Origin of the sequence: Saccharothrix carnea, assembly GCF_003014735.1 — a bacterium.
Lineage (GTDB): Bacteria > Actinomycetota > Actinomycetes > Mycobacteriales > Pseudonocardiaceae > Actinosynnema > Actinosynnema carneum.
Genome location: NZ_PYAX01000016.1, coordinates 48,988 through 67,150 on the forward strand (window position 1 = coordinate 48,988; position 18,163 = coordinate 67,150).

12 protein-coding genes are annotated in these 18,163 nt (G+C 72.3%); 9 read left to right on the forward strand and 3 right to left on the reverse strand.

The window, feature by feature from the left end; all coding sequences use genetic code 11:
- Positions 1-100: 100 nt before the first annotated feature.
- The 5 genes from B0I31_RS33325 to B0I31_RS33345 are packed head-to-tail and all read left to right on the forward strand — an operon-like array spanning position 101 to position 8,072.
- Positions 101-2,266, forward strand: coding sequence for an alpha-galactosidase (locus tag B0I31_RS33325; RefSeq protein WP_219910922.1), 2,166 nt, complete (start codon positions 101-103; stop codon positions 2,264-2,266).
- Positions 2,263-3,150: a carbohydrate ABC transporter permease gene (locus tag B0I31_RS33330; protein ID WP_106619386.1), complete on the forward strand. Its 888-nt coding sequence runs from the start codon at positions 2,263-2,265 to the stop codon at positions 3,148-3,150. The genes B0I31_RS33325 and B0I31_RS33330 overlap by 4 nt, the downstream gene beginning before the upstream one ends.
- 11 nt (positions 3,151-3,161) lie before the next feature.
- Positions 3,162-4,052, forward strand: a complete 891-nt coding sequence (locus B0I31_RS33335) for a carbohydrate ABC transporter permease (RefSeq protein ID WP_106619387.1) — start codon at positions 3,162-3,164, stop codon at positions 4,050-4,052.
- A gap of 34 nt (positions 4,053-4,086) precedes the next feature.
- Positions 4,087-5,433 (forward strand): ABC transporter substrate-binding protein, encoded by a 1,347-nt coding sequence (locus B0I31_RS33340; RefSeq protein WP_181320650.1) that lies wholly within the window; start codon positions 4,087-4,089, stop codon positions 5,431-5,433.
- A 35-nt stretch (positions 5,434-5,468) separates the two neighbouring features.
- Positions 5,469-8,072: a carbohydrate-binding protein gene (locus B0I31_RS33345; RefSeq protein WP_106619388.1), complete on the forward strand. Its 2,604-nt coding sequence runs from the start codon at positions 5,469-5,471 to the stop codon at positions 8,070-8,072.
- Positions 8,073-8,148: 76 nt separating this feature from the next.
- On the opposite strand, the gene B0I31_RS33350 is transcribed toward B0I31_RS33345, so the two are convergent.
- Positions 8,149-8,364, reverse strand: coding sequence for a hypothetical protein (locus tag B0I31_RS33350; protein WP_106619389.1), 216 nt, complete (start codon positions 8,362-8,364; stop codon positions 8,149-8,151).
- A 140-nt stretch (positions 8,365-8,504) separates the two neighbouring features.
- Here B0I31_RS33350 and B0I31_RS40930 point away from each other — a divergent pair, with 140 nt between their 5' ends.
- Together B0I31_RS40930 and B0I31_RS33365 are read left to right on the forward strand one after the other, a co-directional pair.
- Complete coding sequence (locus tag B0I31_RS40930; RefSeq protein WP_181320652.1) at positions 8,505-12,503, forward strand: hypothetical protein; 3,999 nt, start codon at positions 8,505-8,507, stop codon at positions 12,501-12,503.
- Positions 12,500-12,946: a DUF4279 domain-containing protein gene (locus B0I31_RS33365; RefSeq protein ID WP_106619390.1), complete on the forward strand. Its 447-nt coding sequence runs from the start codon at positions 12,500-12,502 to the stop codon at positions 12,944-12,946. Before B0I31_RS40930 ends, B0I31_RS33365 begins: the two co-directional genes overlap by 4 nt.
- 120 nt (positions 12,947-13,066) lie before the next feature.
- On the opposite strand, the gene B0I31_RS33370 is transcribed toward B0I31_RS33365, so the two are convergent.
- Positions 13,067-14,350 (reverse strand): vanadium-dependent haloperoxidase, encoded by a 1,284-nt coding sequence (locus B0I31_RS33370; RefSeq protein WP_106619391.1) that lies wholly within the window; start codon positions 14,348-14,350, stop codon positions 13,067-13,069.
- Between the two features lie 963 nt (positions 14,351-15,313).
- Between B0I31_RS33370 and B0I31_RS33375 the strand changes: the two genes are divergently transcribed.
- Complete coding sequence (locus B0I31_RS33375; RefSeq protein ID WP_181320654.1) at positions 15,314-15,952, forward strand: response regulator transcription factor; 639 nt, start codon at positions 15,314-15,316, stop codon at positions 15,950-15,952.
- A 4-nt stretch (positions 15,953-15,956) separates the two neighbouring features.
- Here B0I31_RS33375 and B0I31_RS33380 read toward each other — a convergent pair whose 3' ends face one another.
- Positions 15,957-16,532, reverse strand: a complete 576-nt coding sequence (locus tag B0I31_RS33380; protein ID WP_106619393.1) for a helix-turn-helix domain-containing protein — start codon at positions 16,530-16,532, stop codon at positions 15,957-15,959.
- A 49-nt stretch (positions 16,533-16,581) separates the two neighbouring features.
- On the opposite strand from B0I31_RS33380, the gene B0I31_RS33385 reads away from it, so the two are divergent.
- Entirely contained in the window at positions 16,582-18,126 is a 1,545-nt protein-coding gene (locus tag B0I31_RS33385) for a bifunctional NAD(P)/FAD-dependent oxidoreductase/class I SAM-dependent methyltransferase (RefSeq protein ID WP_106619394.1), read from the forward strand.
- Positions 18,127-18,163: the final 37 nt, after the last annotated feature.

The following is an 18,163-nucleotide window of genomic DNA, read 5'->3' on the forward strand; positions in this document are numbered from 1 at the left end:
TTACCTCTGTCGTCGTTGACCTCCCGGGGTCGTGCTGAGATCGTCCATGGAACGTTCAATGTGACGGACCGCTCCATGAGGTCCACCCGGGAGGATTCGCGTGTCCCCTGCGCCACCGGTCATCGCACCCGCCATCGATGCCGTCGACCGGATCGTCCACTTGCGAGCCGACGGCGTGAGCCTGGTGTTGCGGTGCAAGGACTCCCGGCTGCCGCACGTCCTGCACTGGGGCACCGACCTCGGTCCGGACGCCGACCTGGACGCGGTGGTGGCGACGTCCGTGCCCGCCGTGGTGCCGAACGCGACCGACGTCCCGGGCGCGGTGGCGGTGGTCCCCGAGCACGCGACCGCCTGGCCGGGGTTGCCGGGCCTGCGGGGTCACCGCGAAGGCCGTGACTGGTCGCCGCTGTTCTCCGTCGAACGCGTCGTCGAGGACGGTGGCACGTGCCTGGTCCACGCCGTCGACGCGGAGGCCGGGCTCGCGCTGGACCTGGAGGTCGAGCTGACCCCCGCGGGTCTGGTGCGCCTGAGGGCCACCGTGCACAACACCGGCGACACCGCGTACACCGTGAACGGGTTGGTGCTCGCCCTGCCCCTGCCCCGGCGTGCCACCGAACTGCTCGACCTCACCGGGCGCTGGGGCCGCGAACGCACACCGCAGCGCAGGCCGTTCGGCGTCGAGGCGCACGTGCGGGACGGCAGGCGCGGCCGGACCGGTTCGGACGCGACGCTGGTCCTGGTGGCGGGGGAGAGCGGCTTCGGGTTCCGCCGGGGCCGGGTGTGGGGTGTGCACGTCGCCTGGAGCGGCAACCACCGCACGTACGCCGAGCGGGTGCCCACCGGGGATGCCGTGATCGGCGGCGGTGAACTCCTGCTGGACGGCGAGGTCCGGCTGGAGCCGGGGCAGACCTACACGACCCCTGACGTGTTCGGCTCGTCCGGCGACGGCCTGGACGAGCTGTCGGCCCGCTTCCACCGCCACCTGCGGGCGCGTCCGCACCACCCGGGCGGTCCGCGGCGCGTCGTGCTCAACACCTGGGAGGCGGTGTACTTCGACCACGACCTGGACCGGCTGCGCGCCCTGGCCGACCGGGGCGCGGAGGTGGGCGCGGAGCTGTTCGTGCTGGACGACGGCTGGTTCCGGGGCAGGCGCGACGACACCGCGGGCCTGGGTGACTGGTACGTCGACGAGCGGGTCTGGCCGGACGGCCTGCACCCGCTGGTCGACCACGTCCGGTCGCTCGGCCTGGAGTTCGGCCTGTGGGTGGAGCCGGAGATGGTCAGCGCCGACTCCGACCTGCTGCGCGAGCACCCGGACTGGATCCTCTCGACCGGTGGTCGTCGCCCGCCGTTGGTGCGCGGGCAGTACGTGCTCGACCTGACGCGCCCGGAGGTGCGCGCCCACGTGCTGGAGCGCCTCGACGCGTTGGTGACCGAGTACCGGATCGCGTTCCTCAAGTGGGACCACAACCGCGACCTGGTCGACGCGGGCGACTCGCGCACCGGCCGCCCCGCCGTGCACGCCCAGACGCACGCCGCCTACGGCCTGCTGGACGAGCTGCGCCGCCGCCACCCCGGCCTGGAGATCGAGTCCTGCTCCTCCGGCGGGTCGCGGGTGGACCTGGGCATCCTGGAGCGCACCGACCGGGTGTGGGCCAGCGACTGCATCGACGCGCTGGAACGGCAGGGCATCCAGCGCTGGACGGGCCTGCTGCTGCCGCCCGAGCTGGTGGGCGCGCACATCGGCGCCGCCCGGTCGCACACCACGGGACGGCGGCACGACCTGTCGTTCCGCGCGGCCACCGCGCTGTTCGGCCACCTGGGCATCGAGTGGGACCTCACCGCGGCCGACCCGGACGAGCTGGCGGAGCTGGCGCGCTGGGTGGCGTTCTACAAAGAGATCCGCGGCTGGCTGCACCGGGGACGGGTGGTGCGCGCGGACTCGCCGGATCCGGCGATCCTGGTCCACGGCGTGGTGTCCGACGACGACACGCAGGCGTTGTTCGCCGTCGTCACGATGGCGGCGGGGACGACCACCTCGCCGGGGCGGGTGACGCTGCCCGGCCTGCCGCCCGACGACCGGTTCACCGTCCGGCTCGCCGAACCTGCCGCCGTGCCGTCGTCCACGGCCCTGGCCCAGGTCCCGTGGCTGGCCACCGGCGTCCGGCTGTCCGGGCGGGCACTGGCGGAGGTCGGGGTGCAGATGCCGCCGCTGCACCCCGAGCAGGCCCTGCTGCTGCACCTGGTGCGGGAGGAACGGGTATGACCACTCACAGAACCCGCCACCGCAGCGACGTCTGGCCGGCACTGCTGTTCCTGCTGCCCGCGGGCTTCGGGTTCGTGCTGTTCTACGCCTGGCCCGCGGTGCAGACGTTCTATCTGAGCTTCACCGACTACAGCCTGCTGGCCGCACCGAACTGGATCGGCGCGCAGAACTACCGCGACGCGCTCGGCGACGCCCGGTTCGGCAACGCGCTGCTGGTCACCGTCGAGTACGTCGTCATCAACATCGGCGTGCAGACCGTCGCGGCCCTGTTCATCGCGGTCCTGATGCACCGGTTGACGAAGTCCTCGCTGGTCCGTGGTCTGCTGCTGTTGCCGTACCTGATCGCCAACGTCGTGGTGGCGCTGGTCTGGTACAACATGCTCGACGCCCAGCTCGGCATCGTGAACGCGGTGCTGTCGTGGGTCGGGATCGACCCGGTGGCGTTCTTCGGCGAAACCTCCACGGCCATCCCGACCATCGCCCTGGTCAACGTGTGGCGGCACATGGGTTACACCGCCCTGCTGATCTTCGCCGGGCTGCAGGCCATCCCCAAGTCGGTGTACGAGGCCGCCGCGATCGACGGCGCGTCGGAGTGGCGGATCTTCCGCGGCGTCACGCTGCCGCTGCTGCGGCCGGTGCTGGCCATGGTGCTGGTGCTGACCGTGATCGGGTCGTTCCAGATCTTCGACACCGTCGCGGTCACCACCAAGGGCGGCCCGGTCGACGCCACCCGGGTCATCTACTTCTACCTCTACGAGAAGGCGTTCCAGCAGTTCGACTTCGGCTACGCGGCCGCGCTGTCGGTCGTGCTGTTCCTGATCCTCGCGGGTCTGGCGGTGGCGCAGCTGCGCCTGCTGCGCGCGGGCAGCTCGGACCTGGACTGAAGGAGCCGGTGATGACCTCGACCCCGATCGGCCCGCGGTGGCGCAAGGCGCTCGGCTGGACCGTGCTGGCCGTGCTGGTGCTGATCACGCTGTTCCCGTTCTACTGGATGCTGCGCGTCTCCCTGTCGGACAACCGGGTGCTGGCGGCCAACGCCGACTCGTTGCTGCCCGCCGGGTTCACGTTGGGCGCGTTCGAGCGCGTGCTGGGCCTGGCGTCGCTGGAGGAGGCCCGCGCCCAGGGCGGGTCCGGCGCGTCGATCGACTTCTGGCGCTACCTGCTGAACTCGGTGCTCACCGCGACGCTCATCACCGCGGGGCAGGTGTTGTTCAGCTCGATGGCGGCCTACGCGTTCGCGCGGCTGCGCTGGCCTGGGCGCGACGCGGTGTTCTTCGTCTTCCTCACCGCGCTGATGATCCCGCCGATCTTCACCGCCCTGCCCAACTTCGTGCTGATGCGCGATTTGGAGCTGCTCAACACCTACGCGGCGATCGTGCTGCCGTTCTTCTTCATGACGCCGTTCGCGGTGTTCTTCATGCGCCAGTTCCTGCTGGGCATCAGCCGCGAGGTGGAGGAGGCCGCGCGCATCGACGGCGCCGGGCACCCGCGGATCTTCTTCCGGATCGTGCTGCCGATGAGCCGGGCACCGCTGGCGACCCTGGCGCTGCTGGCCTACATCACCGCGTGGAACGAGTACTTCTGGCCGCTGCTGGTCGGTCAGGGTGAGGGCGTGCGCGTCCTCACGGTGGCGCTGGGCGTGTTCCGCTCCCAGACGCCGCAGGGCAGTCCCGACTGGGCGGGCCTGATGGCCGCCACCCTGCTCGCGGCGCTGCCCGTCATCGCGCTGTTCGTCGCCTTCGGGCGGCGGATCGTCGACTCCATCCAGTTCTCCGGCATCAAGTAGCCGTCCGGACGCGGGTGGGACAAAGGAGTTCACCGTGCACAACAAGTTGTCCAAGCTGGCCGCCCTGGCCGTCGCCGTCCCCCTGGCGCTCGTCGGCTGCGCGGGCGCGCCGGGCGGCGGCAGCGGCTCCGACGAGATCACCTACTGGCTGTGGGACGCCAACCAGCTGCCCGCCTACCAGGCGTGCGCGACCGACTTCGAGAAGGCCAACCCCGATACGAAGGTCAAGGTCGAGCAGTTCGGGTGGGCCGACTACTGGAACAAGCTGACCACCGACCTCGTGGCGGGCACCGCCCCGGACGTGTTCACCAATCACCTCAACTACTTCGCGACCTACGCGGCCAAGAACCAACTCCTCCCGCTGGACGAGTTCGTCACCCGCGACGGCGTGCCCACCGACGTCTACCCGCAGGGCCTGGCGGACCTGTGGACCACCCAGGACGGCAAGCGCTACGGCCTGCCCAAGGACTTCGACACCGTCGCGCTGTTCTACAACAAGGAGATGCTCGCCGACGCGGGCGTCGCCGAAGCCGACCTGGCGAACCTCACCTGGAACCCCCAGGACGGCGGCACATACGAGAAGCTCATCGCCCACCTCACCGTCGACGCCAACGGCAAGCGCGGCGATGAACCCGGCTTCGACAAGACCAAGGTCGCCGTCCACGGCCTGGGCCTGGACGAGAACAACGGCGCGGGCGTCGGGCAGCAGATGTGGAGCATGTACGCGCTCAGCACCGGCTGGACCTACACCGACGAGAACCCGTGGGGCAGCCACTTCAACTACGACGACCCGCGCTTCCAGCGGACCATGGCCTGGTTCCGCGGCCTGATGGACAAGGGCTACCTGCCGAGCCTGGCCACCGCCCGCTCGGGAACCAGCGTCAACGACGGCTTCGGCGCGGGCAAGTACGCCTTGAGCACCAACGGCTCCTGGATGATCAACAGCTACTTCGGCTACGACGGCGTCGAGGTCGGCGTCGCACCCACCCCGACCGGACCGTCCGGCAAGCGCGCCACCATCTTCAACGGCCTGGCCGATTCCATCTACACGGGCACCGACAACCGCGAGGGCGCCTGGAAGTGGGTCAAGCACCTCGCCTCCGCCGAGTGCCAGAAGACCGTGGGCGAGCAGGCCGTGGTGTTCCCCGCGCTGCCCGAGGCGCTCGCCGTGGCCAAGGAGAAGTTCGCCGCCAAGGGTGTGGACATCACCGCCTTCACCCAGCCCGTCGACGAGGGCGCCACCCACCTGTACCCGATCACCGACCACGCACCGGAGATCGCCGCCGTCATGGGTCCGGCCATCGACGCCGTGCTCACCTCCCAGGCCGACCCCGCCTCGTTGACGCAGGCCAACGAGCAGGTCAACGCACTGTTCCGGTAACCAGCCCCCGTCCCGGCAACCCCTGTGGAGCAACGATGCGACACCGACCGGCAAGATCCCGAATCCCCATCGGCGCGGTAGCCGCCGCACTGCTGCTGGCAACCCTGTCACCGACCGCACCGACCGCCTCCGGCCAGGCCGAGCCCGCCGCCGAGACTTTGGGCGTGGACCTCGCCACGTCCACCGGGGCGTTCCGCGGCGGTGCCACCGGCATCCTCTACGGCCTGGGCGACCCCGGTGTGCCCTCCCGCGACCTCATCGCGGGCATGAAGCCACGCACCATCGCCCAGAAGCCGCCGGACGGCGAGCAGCACCCCAACGGCGACGCCGTGGTCGTGGCCGACGACTTCTTCGCCTCCGGCGGCAGCGACGTCTACATCAACTCCCAGGACATCTACAGCGCCTGGCCCTACCAGGACCTGGGCATCGACGACTACATCGCCCGCTTGAAGCCCCAACTGGAGAAGGTCGCCGCCCGACCGGACCGCGACCGGTTCGTGTGGACGATCTTCAACGAGCCCGATTGGATCTGGTACGGCGACTGGGCCACGAAGAAGGACAGGTTCCTCGCCGACTGGACGAAGGTCTACCGGACCGTCAAGTCCGTGCTGCCGAACGCGCGCATCGACGGACCCGGCGAGGCGAGCTACAACCCGGGCCGGCTGCGCGACTTCCTCGCCTACGCCAAGGCGAACGACGTGCTGCCCGACATCGTCACCTGGCACGAGCTCAGCCCGGACTCCCTCAACCACTACCGCGCCCACTACGAGGACTACCGAGACATCGAGAAGTCCCTGGGCATCGGCCCGCTCCCGATCAACATCACCGAGTACACCAACCGCCGCGACACCTCCGTGCCCGGCCAGCTGATCCAGTGGATCACCATGCTGGAGGACACCAAGGTCGACGGGCAGATGGCGTACTGGTCGCTGGCCGGCAACCTCAGCGACCAGGCCGTGCGCACCTCCCGCGCCAACGGCGGCTGGTGGCTGACCAAGTGGTACGCCGACCTGTCCGGCGACACGGTCCGCGTCACGCCGCCCCGCCCGAGCGCCAGGGATTCGTTGCAGGGCCTGGCCACCCTCGACCGGGACGACGCCGAGGCCACCGTCCTGCTCGGCGGCACGGCCAACCCGGTCGACGTCGCCGTCTCCGGCCTGGACCGGCGCGTGTTCGGCGACCACGTCGACGTGCGGGTCGCCAAGACCACCTGGTCCGGTTACGAAGGCGACGCCGGACAGCCGCCGGTCGTGGCCGCCTCACGCGTCCGGGTCTCCGACGGCAAGATCACCGTCAAGGTCCCCGGCGGCGACCGCCTGGCCGCCTACCAGGTGATCGTCACCCCCGCCGGTCTCGCACCCGCCCCGGTCGCGAACGCGCCGTGGACCTCGCGACACGAAGCCGAATCCGGTCTGGTGGAGAACGCCGTGGTCGTGGACCAGGCCGACCCGTCCGGCTGGCGGTACACCACGTCCGGCGGCAAGGACGTCGGCTACATGAACAACGCGGGCTCCCGGGTCACCGTGGAGGTCGACGTGCCGCGCACCGGCGCCTACCGGCTCGGTGTGCTGTACGGCACCGGCGGGTTCGTCGGCAGGCAGGCCCTGTACGTGGACGACGTCCACGTCTCCACCCTCACCTTCCCCGCCACCCTGAACTGGCAGTACCGGGGCAGGTTGGACGCACCGGTCCAGCTGACCGCCGGCCGCCACCGGGTCTCGCTGCGCACCAGCGACCCCACCGGCTTCCTCGGCCGCCCGTCCGACATCGCCCTGGACCGCATCGACCTCACCGAGGTCACCGGGCCGGAGCGGGCGACCTACCAGCTGACCGACTCGCGCCGCAGCGGCGGCTCGGTCGACCGCGGTGTCCGGGCGCTGCGCGCCCTCGTGCCGAACGCCGTGGTCCTGCGCCCGGGTGACGCCGTGACCACGTACGTGTCGGCCGCGGAGGACGGCTACTACTCGTTGTCCACCACGTGGTTCGGCGCCGGTCGCAGCACGCTCGGCCTGGCCCTGTCCGGCCGCCGGGTCACCGGCGGCGACCTGACCGCCGACCGGGCCGGTGCCTGGACGGGCAGCACGACGGTGCACCTCAAGGCCGGGGTCACCGAGGCCGTGCTGTCCAACGAAGGCCGCACGCCGATGGTCGTCGGCACGCTCACCCAGGTCCGCGACCCGGGAACCGACAGGCGTGCGGTCCGGGTCGAGGCGGAGGCCGGGCAGCTAGACGGGGGAGCGATGACCGCGTCCGGGCCGTGGGCCTCCGGTGGCTCGTACGTCGGTCAGCTGGGCAACGGCGGCACCATGACCGTGGCCCGGCCGGACGGCGTGCGTGCGGCCGGTCAGTACAACCTGACCGTCGCCTACGCGCAGGCCGAGAAGAACACCGGCCACCCGTACAACACCGACGCGGTCACCAGGTTCCTCGACGCGGCCGAAGCCGGTGGTGGCACGACGCGTGCGCCGTACCGCCACAACTACACGTGGGACGGTTTCTGGGCGGAGACCTCACCGCTCGACCTGACCACGACGGGTGGCGCGGTGACCTTCGGCAACGCCACCGGCTGGGGACCCAACGTCGACTGGGTCCAGCTCGCCCCGCTCGTCGCGGCGAACTCGGTCACCTCGCGGCACTGACGGCGCGGTGCCCCGGCCGGGTCCGAACCCCGGCCGGGGCACGCGTCGGTCGGCCTCGGAAGGCTTTCCGTCACGGTCAGCGGCGGTGTCGGGCCCGCCAAGCCACGAAACCGAAGGCCACGACCGCGGCCACGACGGCGGAGAGCGGCACGGCCGGGCCGGTCGACGGGCGGCCGACCAGCAGCGCCAGGCCGACCACGAGCGCGATGGTCGCCAGCACGAGCAGGGCCCGGGCCCAGGCGGGCAGCGTGGTGAGGTCCACGCGCTTGCGGCCGCCAGGCTCGTCCGACATGGCGCAAGTGTAGGCGCGCGGACGGCGTCCGAAGGGGCAGTGGTGTCTGCCCCCGCGGTCGTTTCCGGGGTGCGGTTGCGGTCCTAGCGTGGGCACACAGGCCGGACCGGCCTGTTCCGACGGCGGATCGGAGGCCGTCAGTGCCAGCTTCGCCGGACCGCCCCGCCGGTCCCGAGCACGACCGCGTCCACCCGCGTCCCGAACCGGAGGCCGGGGCGCGCGACAGCCGTTCCGCCGTGCCGCTCTCCCGGCAGCCGTTGACGGCGTCGGCGGTGACCGCGTTGCAACGGCACGTCGGCAACCGGGCGGTGCGGACGGCGTTGCGCCCGGGTGGCGTGAACCCGGCGGTGCCGGTCGTGCAACGCGAAGCAGACGGCAGCCAGACCGCCATCGACGCCCGGGCGGAGGCCGTCGCCGAGAACGCCCGGGAAGCCGCCGCCGAGCACGAGGGCGAGCAGCCGCCACCGGTCGACCCCGGCGAGAAGGCCCGCCTGCGCTCCCAGCAGCAGGGCGGGTTCGCCCAGCCGGACAAGGTGTCCGCACCGGCCGCGCAGGTCACCACGGCCGCCGCGCAGACCGGCAGCGAGGTGGCCGCGCCGGCGGAACCGGTGGTCGGCGCGAAGTCCGCGGACCAGCCGACCGGCGGTGACCACGGCCCGGCCGGCGAGGCGGCGGCCGCCGTCGCCGCCGGACAGGCGCAGGCCGCGGCGGCACAGGCACAGGCCGCCGCCCTGCCCGTGCCGGCCGAGCCACCGGTCCTGTCCCCGCCGCAGGTCGTGGAGCCGGTGGACGGCACGGGCGCGCCGCTACCGGTCGACCCGGCCGCGGACGTCGCCGTTGGTCTGGTCGCCGCACGCCTGGCGCACCTGCGGCACGGCGCGCAGGCACTGGCCGCCGACGCCACCGCCCATCGGGCACGCGCGCTCGGACTGCGCGGCTCACTGGCCGAAGCACGCGGCCGGATCGCCGAAGCGGCCGGGTCGATCGCGACGGTGCAGGGCCACGTCGCTTACCGACGCTCGGTCACCGACCAGGCAACCGCCGCGCTGGACACGTCGAAGCAGAAGGCCGACAAGGTGGCCGGCGAGGCACCCGGCATCGCCGCGCAGGCCGACACCGGACGGCAGCAGACCGGCCCCATGGCCACCGAGTCGGCAGACCTGGCCAACCGCGCCGCCGGCGCGTCCCCCGACGACGCCGAGGCAGCCGCCAAGTCCCGGCAGCAGTCCGGGCAGATCACCCGGGTCAGCGGGAGCCTCGGCACGATCGACGCCGCGGTCGGCCAGACCGGCGACCGGGCCAGGCAGCTCCAAGCCGACGCCGAACAGGCCAAGACCCGCAACGCGGCCGGCGAAGGCACCATCGCCGGCACCCGGGAACGCCTGGCCGCCACCGACGCCAAGCTCGCCGAACTGACCTCGACCAACACCGCCGCCCGCGGCACGGTCGAGGGCCTGGCCGACCGGCCCGACGAGATCGAGGCGGGTGCGCAGGCGCAGCGGGAGCGGGCGGAGTCCGTGCTGGCGAACTCCGTCGCGCTGGAGGGCCGCCTGCACGCCGCCCAGGACGGTTACCGCAGTGAGCTGACGGGGTTGCCCGGACCACCGCCGCGCCGTGGTGCCCGCCTGCTGGCCGCGTTCGCCGCCGGCCCCGGCGGGACCCCCGGCCGGGTGGCCCAACGCACCGCCGAACCCGGTGGGCGCGAACGGTTCCCGTCGTTCGACGAGGCCGCCGCCGTGATCTCCGGTGACCAGCAGTCCGCGCGGGAACGCGCCGAGGCGGCGGCTGCCGCGCAACACCGCAGGCAGCAGGAGTTGGCGACGATCAACGCGGAGTCGGGCGGCGACTTCGCCCGGCTCGGTACCGGGCAGAAGGCGTCGCTCGCGCTGCGGCTGACGTTCTCCAGGACGTTCGGTTCGCTCGCGGAGACCAACTGGCCGAAGTTCGGCCTGAGCATGCTGCGCGGCTTCGTCGACCCGCGGGTGTCGCTGGCGGGTGTCGTGCAGGGGCTGGGCACGATCCTCAGCGGCGGTGCGAACCTGCTCAGCGCCGAGCAGTGGCGCCGGGACCCGCTGGGCAACCTGTTGAAGTCGTCGGCCGACATCGCCACCGGCGTCACCGTGGTCCTCGGCTCCATCGCGGGCCTCGCCATCGCGGTGATCGCGATCTCGGCGGCGCTGATCCTGCTGTCGTGGGGCACGCTCGCCCCGGTGCTGCTGCCGGTCATCAGCATTTGCAGCACGGTCGCCGCGACGGTCGGCCCGTGGGCCATCACGGCGGCGGAGATCGCACTCGCCCTCAACGCGCTGGTGTTCATCAAGAACCTGGTCGACGCGGCGACCGCGTCCACCGCGACGGAGTTGCAGCAGGAGTCCGCGGCGATGGGCGAGGACGTCACCGCGATGGGCCTGATGGCCATGCAGATCGCGGGTGACCGGCTCGGGAAGGCGGTCGGCCCGCGGATCGGCGGTGCGCTGGAAGGCGTGCAGGGGCGCCTGGCGAACTCCGGCAACGCCGCCGCGGTGATGCTCGGCGAGAACATGGCGGGCATCAGCAAGGCGATGGCCCAGGGACAGGCACGCGCCGACGCCTGGGCAGGACGCGACGTACCAGGAGCGACGGGCACCCCACCCGAAACCACCGGCACCGGCACCGGCCCGGAAGGCCCAACCACCCCCGCCACCCCCGAGCCGGCCGCGCCACCCTCCGCCACCCCGGAGCCGGCCGCCCCTGCCTCCGCCATCCCTGAGCCGGCCGCGCCCAGCACACCGGAACCAGCCGCGCCCGCCGCCGGTCCCGAGCCGGCCCCACCCTCTGCCACGCCGGAGCCGGCCGCACCTACCACCGCGCCGGAGCCAGCCCCGCCACCCGCGGGTGCCACGCCGGAACCTGCGGCGCCTGCTACTGCCGCGCCGGAACCAGCCTCACCCTCCGCCGCGCCGGAGCCTGCCGCGCCCGCCGCCGGTCCGGAGCCTGCCGCCCCCGCCGCCGGTCCGGAGCCTGCCGCCCCCGCCGCCGCGCCGGAACCCCCGGCACCTGCCGCCGCGTCAGAGCCGGCAGCGGCGCCTGCCGCGTCCGAAGCCGTGCCGGCGAACGACAACGCCGTCCCGCCGTCAGGCTCGGATCCGGTCGAGCTGACCGAACTGCCACCCGAACTCCAAGGCGGCACCGCGGCCAACGACAACGGACCCTCCGGACCCCAAGCCCAAGAACAGGTGCTCGCCGCCACCGGCACGGACGGCGTCGTCCAAGTCGGCGAACAACCCCAGCTCACCGTCATCGAGGGCGGTGACCCCAACGCGCCCCGGGCGATGGGAGGCCACAACGAGGGCTCGGGCGGCTCCGGCCCGCCGCGCCGGCCGACGAGCACCACCGGCACCACCGAACCCGGCACGCCGGGCGGCACGCATGACGTCGGAAGCAGCGAACCCGGCCCCACGAGCCGCCCGCACGAGCCGGAGCCTGCCGTCGACACCGAGCCGCACACCACCGGCCACGGCGTGCCCGACCGACCGGTCGGCGACCTGGTCAAGCGGTCCGAGGGCTACCTCCGCAGCCACGGCGTCGACCCGCACGCCCTCAAGAAAGGCCAGGTCGAGGGGCCGGTCAAGTACTACGACATCTTCGAGGACCGCGACGGCAACCTGTGGGCGTTGCGCAAGACCGGCCGCTTCGGCTCCGGCAAGGAGAGCGCCATCTACCTCGGCCGCACCGCCGACCACGGGTTGCCCGCCACCCCGCGCGGTGCGAACGAGCCCGAGGTCGACGAGCCCTCGCCGCAGCACGACGAGCAGCTCCCGGAACCGGAGCCACCCGTCGCGGCGCACCCGCCGCCGTCCGCGGGCGAGCTCGAACAGGTGGCGCTGGACGACCTGCGCGGCCGCCAGGACACCGACTTCATGGAGACCTGGGAGCGGACGGGCGTCGACGGCCCGCACGAGATGTCCGACAACCTCGACGACCAGCTCGGGCCCAACCAGAAGCGCTTCTACGTCCACTTCACCGAGGAGTTCACCGGGTTGGACCGACACGTCTCGGTCAACTGGGACCCTGACACCGGCTTGTACGGCACCATCAAGTTCTCCAGCGAGGACCCGAGCCAGGGTGGCGGCCGACGAGGCGGGAGGCGACGTCGATGACCGAGCCGGCAAGACCGTACCGGTGGCGGGTGCGCCTGGGGGTGCGCAGCGCCGGTCCCACCGCGGACGACATCACCGCCTGGCTGGGTGTTCCGGCCGAGCACACGTCGTCGGTGGCCGCACGTCGGTGGCCGCACCTGTGGGAATGGGACTCCGGGCTGTCACCCGACGCCGAACTGGAGGAGCACCTCGTCGCGCTCCTCCACCGGTTCCACGACCGGGTGAACGCGGTCCGCGAACTCGCCCGGCGACCGGACTGCGAGGTCGCGATCGAGGCCGTGCTGCACTTCGACGCCCGGGACGAGGACGATTCCCTGCCGGCGATGTGGGTGCCGCCGGAGGTCGCGGCGTTCGCGGCGGCCTGCGGGATCGGCCTCGACATCGACGCCTACCTCGACCGCGGGACCTCGCCGCCGGCACCGCGGTCGGCCACCGACCGTTGAGCCGCCGCCGGCGAACCGGTTCGCCGGCGCCACCCACTGCGGGAGTATCCACAGTGGATGGTGCGGCAGTGGACCTGTGTCGACGGGGCGCGGAACCAGCGCCATGTCAGGAGGCGGGCTTCACAGCGGGAAGTCGCCGAGCGTCAGGCGGCGCAGGTTGTGGTAGGCGACGCGGCGACCGAGCGTGGCGCCGACCTCGTCGGAGAACCGGAAGTGGACGCCCGCGTAGACGCGGGAGTCGACGTTCTCCCGCGTGAGCGCCGTCCACGGTGTCCCGCGGCGGTACTCGCGGTGCACCACCTTGCCGTCGCCCCTGGTGTACGTGGCCGAGAACGTCACCGGGCTGCTCGGCCCGACGAAGCGCGAGAACACCTGCTCGGCGACCGCGGCGGTGACGGTGTGGCCGCTGGGGTACTCGGGGTGCGCCGGGGTCGGCAGGTTGGAGGCCCACGTGGGATCGGGGTCGGTCAGGGGATCGCCGTCGGTGTCCGCGGCACGGATGGCCGTGATCGGCCGCCAGTGCAGGTGGAAGTACTTGGCCTCGAACAGGGCGATGCCGGAGTCGACCACGGTGACGCCGAACGCCACCAGCAGCCGCACCTTGTCGGCGCGGGACCGGGTCGGGTCGCCGAGCACCGAGCGGAACACCGGCAGGTACTGCGCCAGGGGGTTCAGCCACGCCAGGTCGCTCTGCTCCTCGGTCCGCTCCGAGACCTGCCCGCCCAGCCGGCGCACCTCGGCCAGGTCCCGCCGGTACTCGTCCGTGCCCAGGGCCGGTGGTCGTGGCGGCCGGAACCGGTCGGCCCGCTGGATCAGGAACGGTCGCCCGCGGCTGTACCCGGCGCCGACCACCCGGGTCACCCCCGGCGTGAACCGGTAGACGCCGGGCGCCTCGGGCGGCGGCGTGAACGGCGCGTTCACCGACGCCGGGTCGAGGCGGTCGTCGGCGCGCGCCCTGACCACCGCCGCCGCAGCTTCCCGACCGGCGACGATCCCGACCTCCTTGGCCGCGCCACCGGGCAGTCCCGCCAGCGAGCCGGCCAGCGCGGTGTCGAGCCTCGCCGCCTGCTCGGGGACCAGCGCCTTCAGCACTCCGTGCACGGCGGTCGCCACGGCGGCGTCCTCGTACACCGCCGACTGCTCCCCGGACCGTTGCGGCACGGCCCGCCACGGTCCCAGTGCCGCACCGGCCGCCAGCCAGCTCATCGCCCAGATCCGTTCGACGTACCCGATCGCGGGCGACGCCGCCGTCGCCAGCATCTCGTCGAACCACCGGCCCACGAGATCCGGAGTGGAACCGGCCGCGGCGGGCCGGGGCAGCGCGGGGAGGAGCGCGACGCCCGTGACGCCGGCCGTGGCGATCAGCAGGCGTCGCCGGGAGATTCCCGCGGAGAGGGGGAACAAGGGTGATCCAGCGGATCCTGTCGTCATCGCCATGCCTTTCCGTGGGGCTGGGGGTCAGGGTCCGTTCGGAGGACGGAGACCTCCATCGGCCCGCACTCGACCCGGCCGTCGCGGCGCCCCGGGAATTCCAGGTCGCCGCCCGGCGGTGGACGGGCGGGGGTCATCGGTGCGGTGTTGATGAACGCGACGCGGGCAACGAAGCCACCTGGTCACCGTAGCGAGGTGGTCGTGTTTGTAAAGCGCCGCACCGGGCGGCGGTGGAAACCGGTGACGGGCCGCGGCCGGTGAACGCGCGGTCGCCGGGAAGCCGCCGTCATAAGTGTCGTGGCCTGCGATCATGTCCTGGCATCACCCCGGTGTTCCGGGGCCACCCAGGCGTCGCCGCCGGAGCGCGACGGGCTGATCGAATTATTGTGACCGAGGGTGCCCGGTGGTCGGCAGAGGGCTCATATTCGCAGGTGAACGGCCCTTCCTTGATCGGTGGAGCCGGTATTCCGGGTCATTTCGACTCCACCGGCGGGGTTCACTCGAACGGATGTGCCTCTGTTGCCGAGATTCCGCTTGAATGGCAGAGAACTCCGCGTCCGCGGTCGGTAGCCGTCTCAACGCCGGAGGGGGGATGCTCCTGCTCGTCCGCTGGAAATAACGAGGTCGAAGCGGTATTGGTGAACGTGGACGGGCGCGGCTCGTCCCGGCGACCCGAGGGATTTTCCCGGCCCGGCACAACCGGACATATCGGTTGATCGGACGTGCGGCGGACCCATTTCGGTCCGCTCCCGCATGCCTGCTCTTCGCGTTGCGCGCGAATCGCGTGGTGATCGCCCCGGCGCCAGGGGGAGTGGTGGCGCGACGAGGCGTGGTCCGCCGGTGAGCGGGGCGGTCCGGGTGAGGGCGACCTCGAACGACTTCGAGGTCGAGGAACACGGTTACCGAGGTCAGGGGGAATGGGGAATGGATGTCGCTGTGCTCGAGTCGCTCGAAGTCCTGCGCTGCGGTCTGGAGACCATGCTGCGCCGGCTCGAGTGGATCGACGGCGTCGAATGCCACCGCAGCGCGGAAGACCTGATCATCGCGTCGAAGGCGCGCGGTGACGAGTGGCACCCCGACATCATCATCGTCAGCTGCTGCACCTACGACGACATCGCCGAGCACGTCCGGGTGGACTTCCCGGCGAGTCGCATCCTCGAAGTGCTCGTCCGGGCCGACTCCGAGCACCTCGCCGTGGCCGCGCGGACGCAGGCTGACGGCTACCTCATGCTGTACGACGTCACGGAGGTGACGCTGGACGGCACGCTGCAGGCCATGACGCGCGGTGAGCTGCCCATGCCCGTACCGGTGGCCAACTACCTGCTCGGGCGCGCCCGGTCGGGTGACGTGCCGCCACCACGGCACCAGCCCTACTACAGCCCCCGCGAGCGCGACGTCATCGCCCTGCTCCTGGACGGGCTCAGCAACCGGCAGATCGCCGACCGGCTCGGCATTTCGTTGCACAGCGCCAAGCGACACGTCTCGGCGGTGCTCAACAAGGTGAACTCACCGAGCCGCGCGCACTTCGTCGCCCAGATGCTGCGTGAGGAGGGAGTACCGGCGCAGGGTCGCTGAGAGCTCACAGCACGGTGCGGGCGCGGAGGTGGGCGCGTTCGCCCTGGGGCCCGATCAGGATGAGCACCTCGACCGGGGCGTCGGGGTCGGCGCTGTCGAACCAGTGCGGCACGCGGGTGTCGAACTCGGCCACCTCGCCCTCGGCCAGCACCAGGTCCTGGTCACCGAGGAGCAGTCGGAGGCGGCCGTTGAGCACGTACATCCACTCGTAGCCCTCGTGTGACTTCTGCTCGGCGGTGACCCGGCGCGCCGGGATGATCACCTTGAACGCCTGCGGCCCGCCCGCCCGGCGGGTCAGCGGGATGAACGTCATGCCCTTGCGCCGCACCGGGCGCAGGTGGATGCGCGGGTCACCGGTCGGTGGCGCGCCGATCAGCTCGTCGATCTGCACGCCGTACGCCTCGGCGAGCGGCAGCAGCAGTTCGAGCGTGGGGCGGCGCCGGCCGGACTCCAGACGCGACAGCGTGGACACCGAGATACCCGTCTGGGTCGCCACGTCGGTGAGGGTCGCCTCGCGTTGCTTGCGGATCGCGCGCAGTCGGCCCCCGACCGCGGCCAGCACCTCGTCCGTGTTTGCCATTCCCGCAAGTTTAGTTCGTCTTCCGCAGACGGCAGCCGATGCTGTGCCCATGACGCAGAAGTTCGATGTCGCGGTGCTCGGCGGTGGTGTCGCCGGGCTGAGCGGTGCGGTGGCACTGGGCCGCGTTCGGCGCTCGGTGGTCGTGGTCGACGCCGGATCGCCGCGCAACGCGGCGGCAGACAGCGTGCACGGGTTCCTGTCCCGCGACGGGATGGGTCCGCTGGAGCTGATCGAGACCGGGCGCGCGGAGGTCAAGCGCTACGGCGGGCAGGTGCTGCCGGCGACGGCCGTCGCGGCGCGCCGCACCGACGCCGGGTTCGAGGTCGACCTGGACGACGGCCCGCCCGTCACGGCGCGGCGGTTGCTGGTGACCACTGGCATCTCCGACGAACTGCCCGACCTGCCCGGTCTGGCGCGGCGCTGGGGCCGGGACGTGGTGCACTGCCCGCACTGCCACGGCTGGGAGTTGCGCGACCAGCCCGTCGCGGTGGTGGCCACCCACACCGAGTGGGCCGTGCGCCAGGCGCTGATGTTCCGGCAGCTGACCCCGGAGCTGACGTTCTTCCAGCACACCGCACCGGCGTTGAGCGAGCAGCACGTGGCCCAGCTGACCGCCTGGGGCATCGAGGTGGTCACCGGGCCGGTGGACGCGCTGGAGATCGCCGACGACCGGATCACCGGCCTCCGGCTGGCGGACGGCACGGTGGCGCCCTGCTCGGTGGTGGTCGTGGCGCCGCGGCTGGTGGCCGACTCGACAGTGCTCACCGGCCTGGGTCTCGAACCGACGCCACACCCCTTGGGCATCGGCGAGTCGGTCAAGGCCGACGCGACGGGGCTGACGGACGTGCCCGGGGTGTGGGTCGCGGGCAACATCGCCGAGCTCAACGCGCAGCTGATGAGCTCCGCCGCGAGCGGTGCGGCGGCGGCCACCGCGATCAACGCCGACCTGATCGCCGAGGACACCCGGCTCACCATCAGGGTGTCGTCGGGGGAGTACTGGGACGAGCGGTACGGGGCGGGCAAGCACGTCTGGAGCGGCAACCCCAACCCGCACCTGGTCACCACCGCCACCGACCTCACGCCCGGCACCGCGCTGGACGTCGGCAGCGGCGAAGGCGCGGACGCGGTCTGGCTCGCCTCGCGCGGCTGGGACGTCACCGGCGTGGACATGTCGCAGGTCGCCCTGGACCGCGCCGCGAGCCACGCCGCCGAGTCCGATGTGGAGGTCACGTGGCAGCAGGCCGACATCACCCAGTGGGAGATCGCACCCGCGCGGTTCGACCTGATCTCCGTGCAGTACCTGCAGATGCCCAAGACCACGCGGGAAGCCCTGCTCCGCCGGCTGGCCGCGGCCGTCCGCCCGGGCGGGACGCTGCTCGTCGTCGGCCACCACCCGGCCGACCTGGAGGTGGCGTCGCTGCGCCGCCCGCGCCTGCCGCACCTGGTGTACACGGCCGAGGACATCGCCACCGTGCTGGACCCCTCGGCGTGGGACATCACCACATCGGCCGAACAGCGCCCGGCCACCGACCCGGACGGACAGCCGATCACGCTCACCGACGCGGTGCTGCGCGCCGTGCGACGCGCCGACTGACCGCGATGACGACGACGCAACGCCCAACGGACAGCGG

What these genes read in the sequence shown, in the direction of transcription:
- B0I31_RS33330 (WP_106619386.1), top strand. Translation starts at nt 2,263, where the DNA reads ATGACCACTCACAGAACCCGCCACCGCAGCGACGTCTGGCCGGCACTG.
- B0I31_RS33335 (WP_106619387.1), top strand. Translation starts at nt 3,162, where the DNA reads ATGACCTCGACCCCGATCGGCCCGCGGTGGCGCAAGGCGCTCGGCTGG.
- B0I31_RS33345 (WP_106619388.1), top strand. Translation starts at nt 5,469, where the DNA reads ATGCGACACCGACCGGCAAGATCCCGAATCCCCATCGGCGCGGTAGCC.
- B0I31_RS33350 (WP_106619389.1), bottom strand. Translation starts at nt 8,364, where the DNA reads ATGTCGGACGAGCCTGGCGGCCGCAAGCGCGTGGACCTCACCACGCTG.
- B0I31_RS33365 (WP_106619390.1), top strand. Translation starts at nt 12,500, where the DNA reads ATGACCGAGCCGGCAAGACCGTACCGGTGGCGGGTGCGCCTGGGGGTG.
- B0I31_RS33380 (WP_106619393.1), bottom strand. Translation starts at nt 16,532, where the DNA reads ATGGCAAACACGGACGAGGTGCTGGCCGCGGTCGGGGGCCGACTGCGC.
- B0I31_RS33385 (WP_106619394.1), top strand. Translation starts at nt 16,582, where the DNA reads ATGACGCAGAAGTTCGATGTCGCGGTGCTCGGCGGTGGTGTCGCCGGG.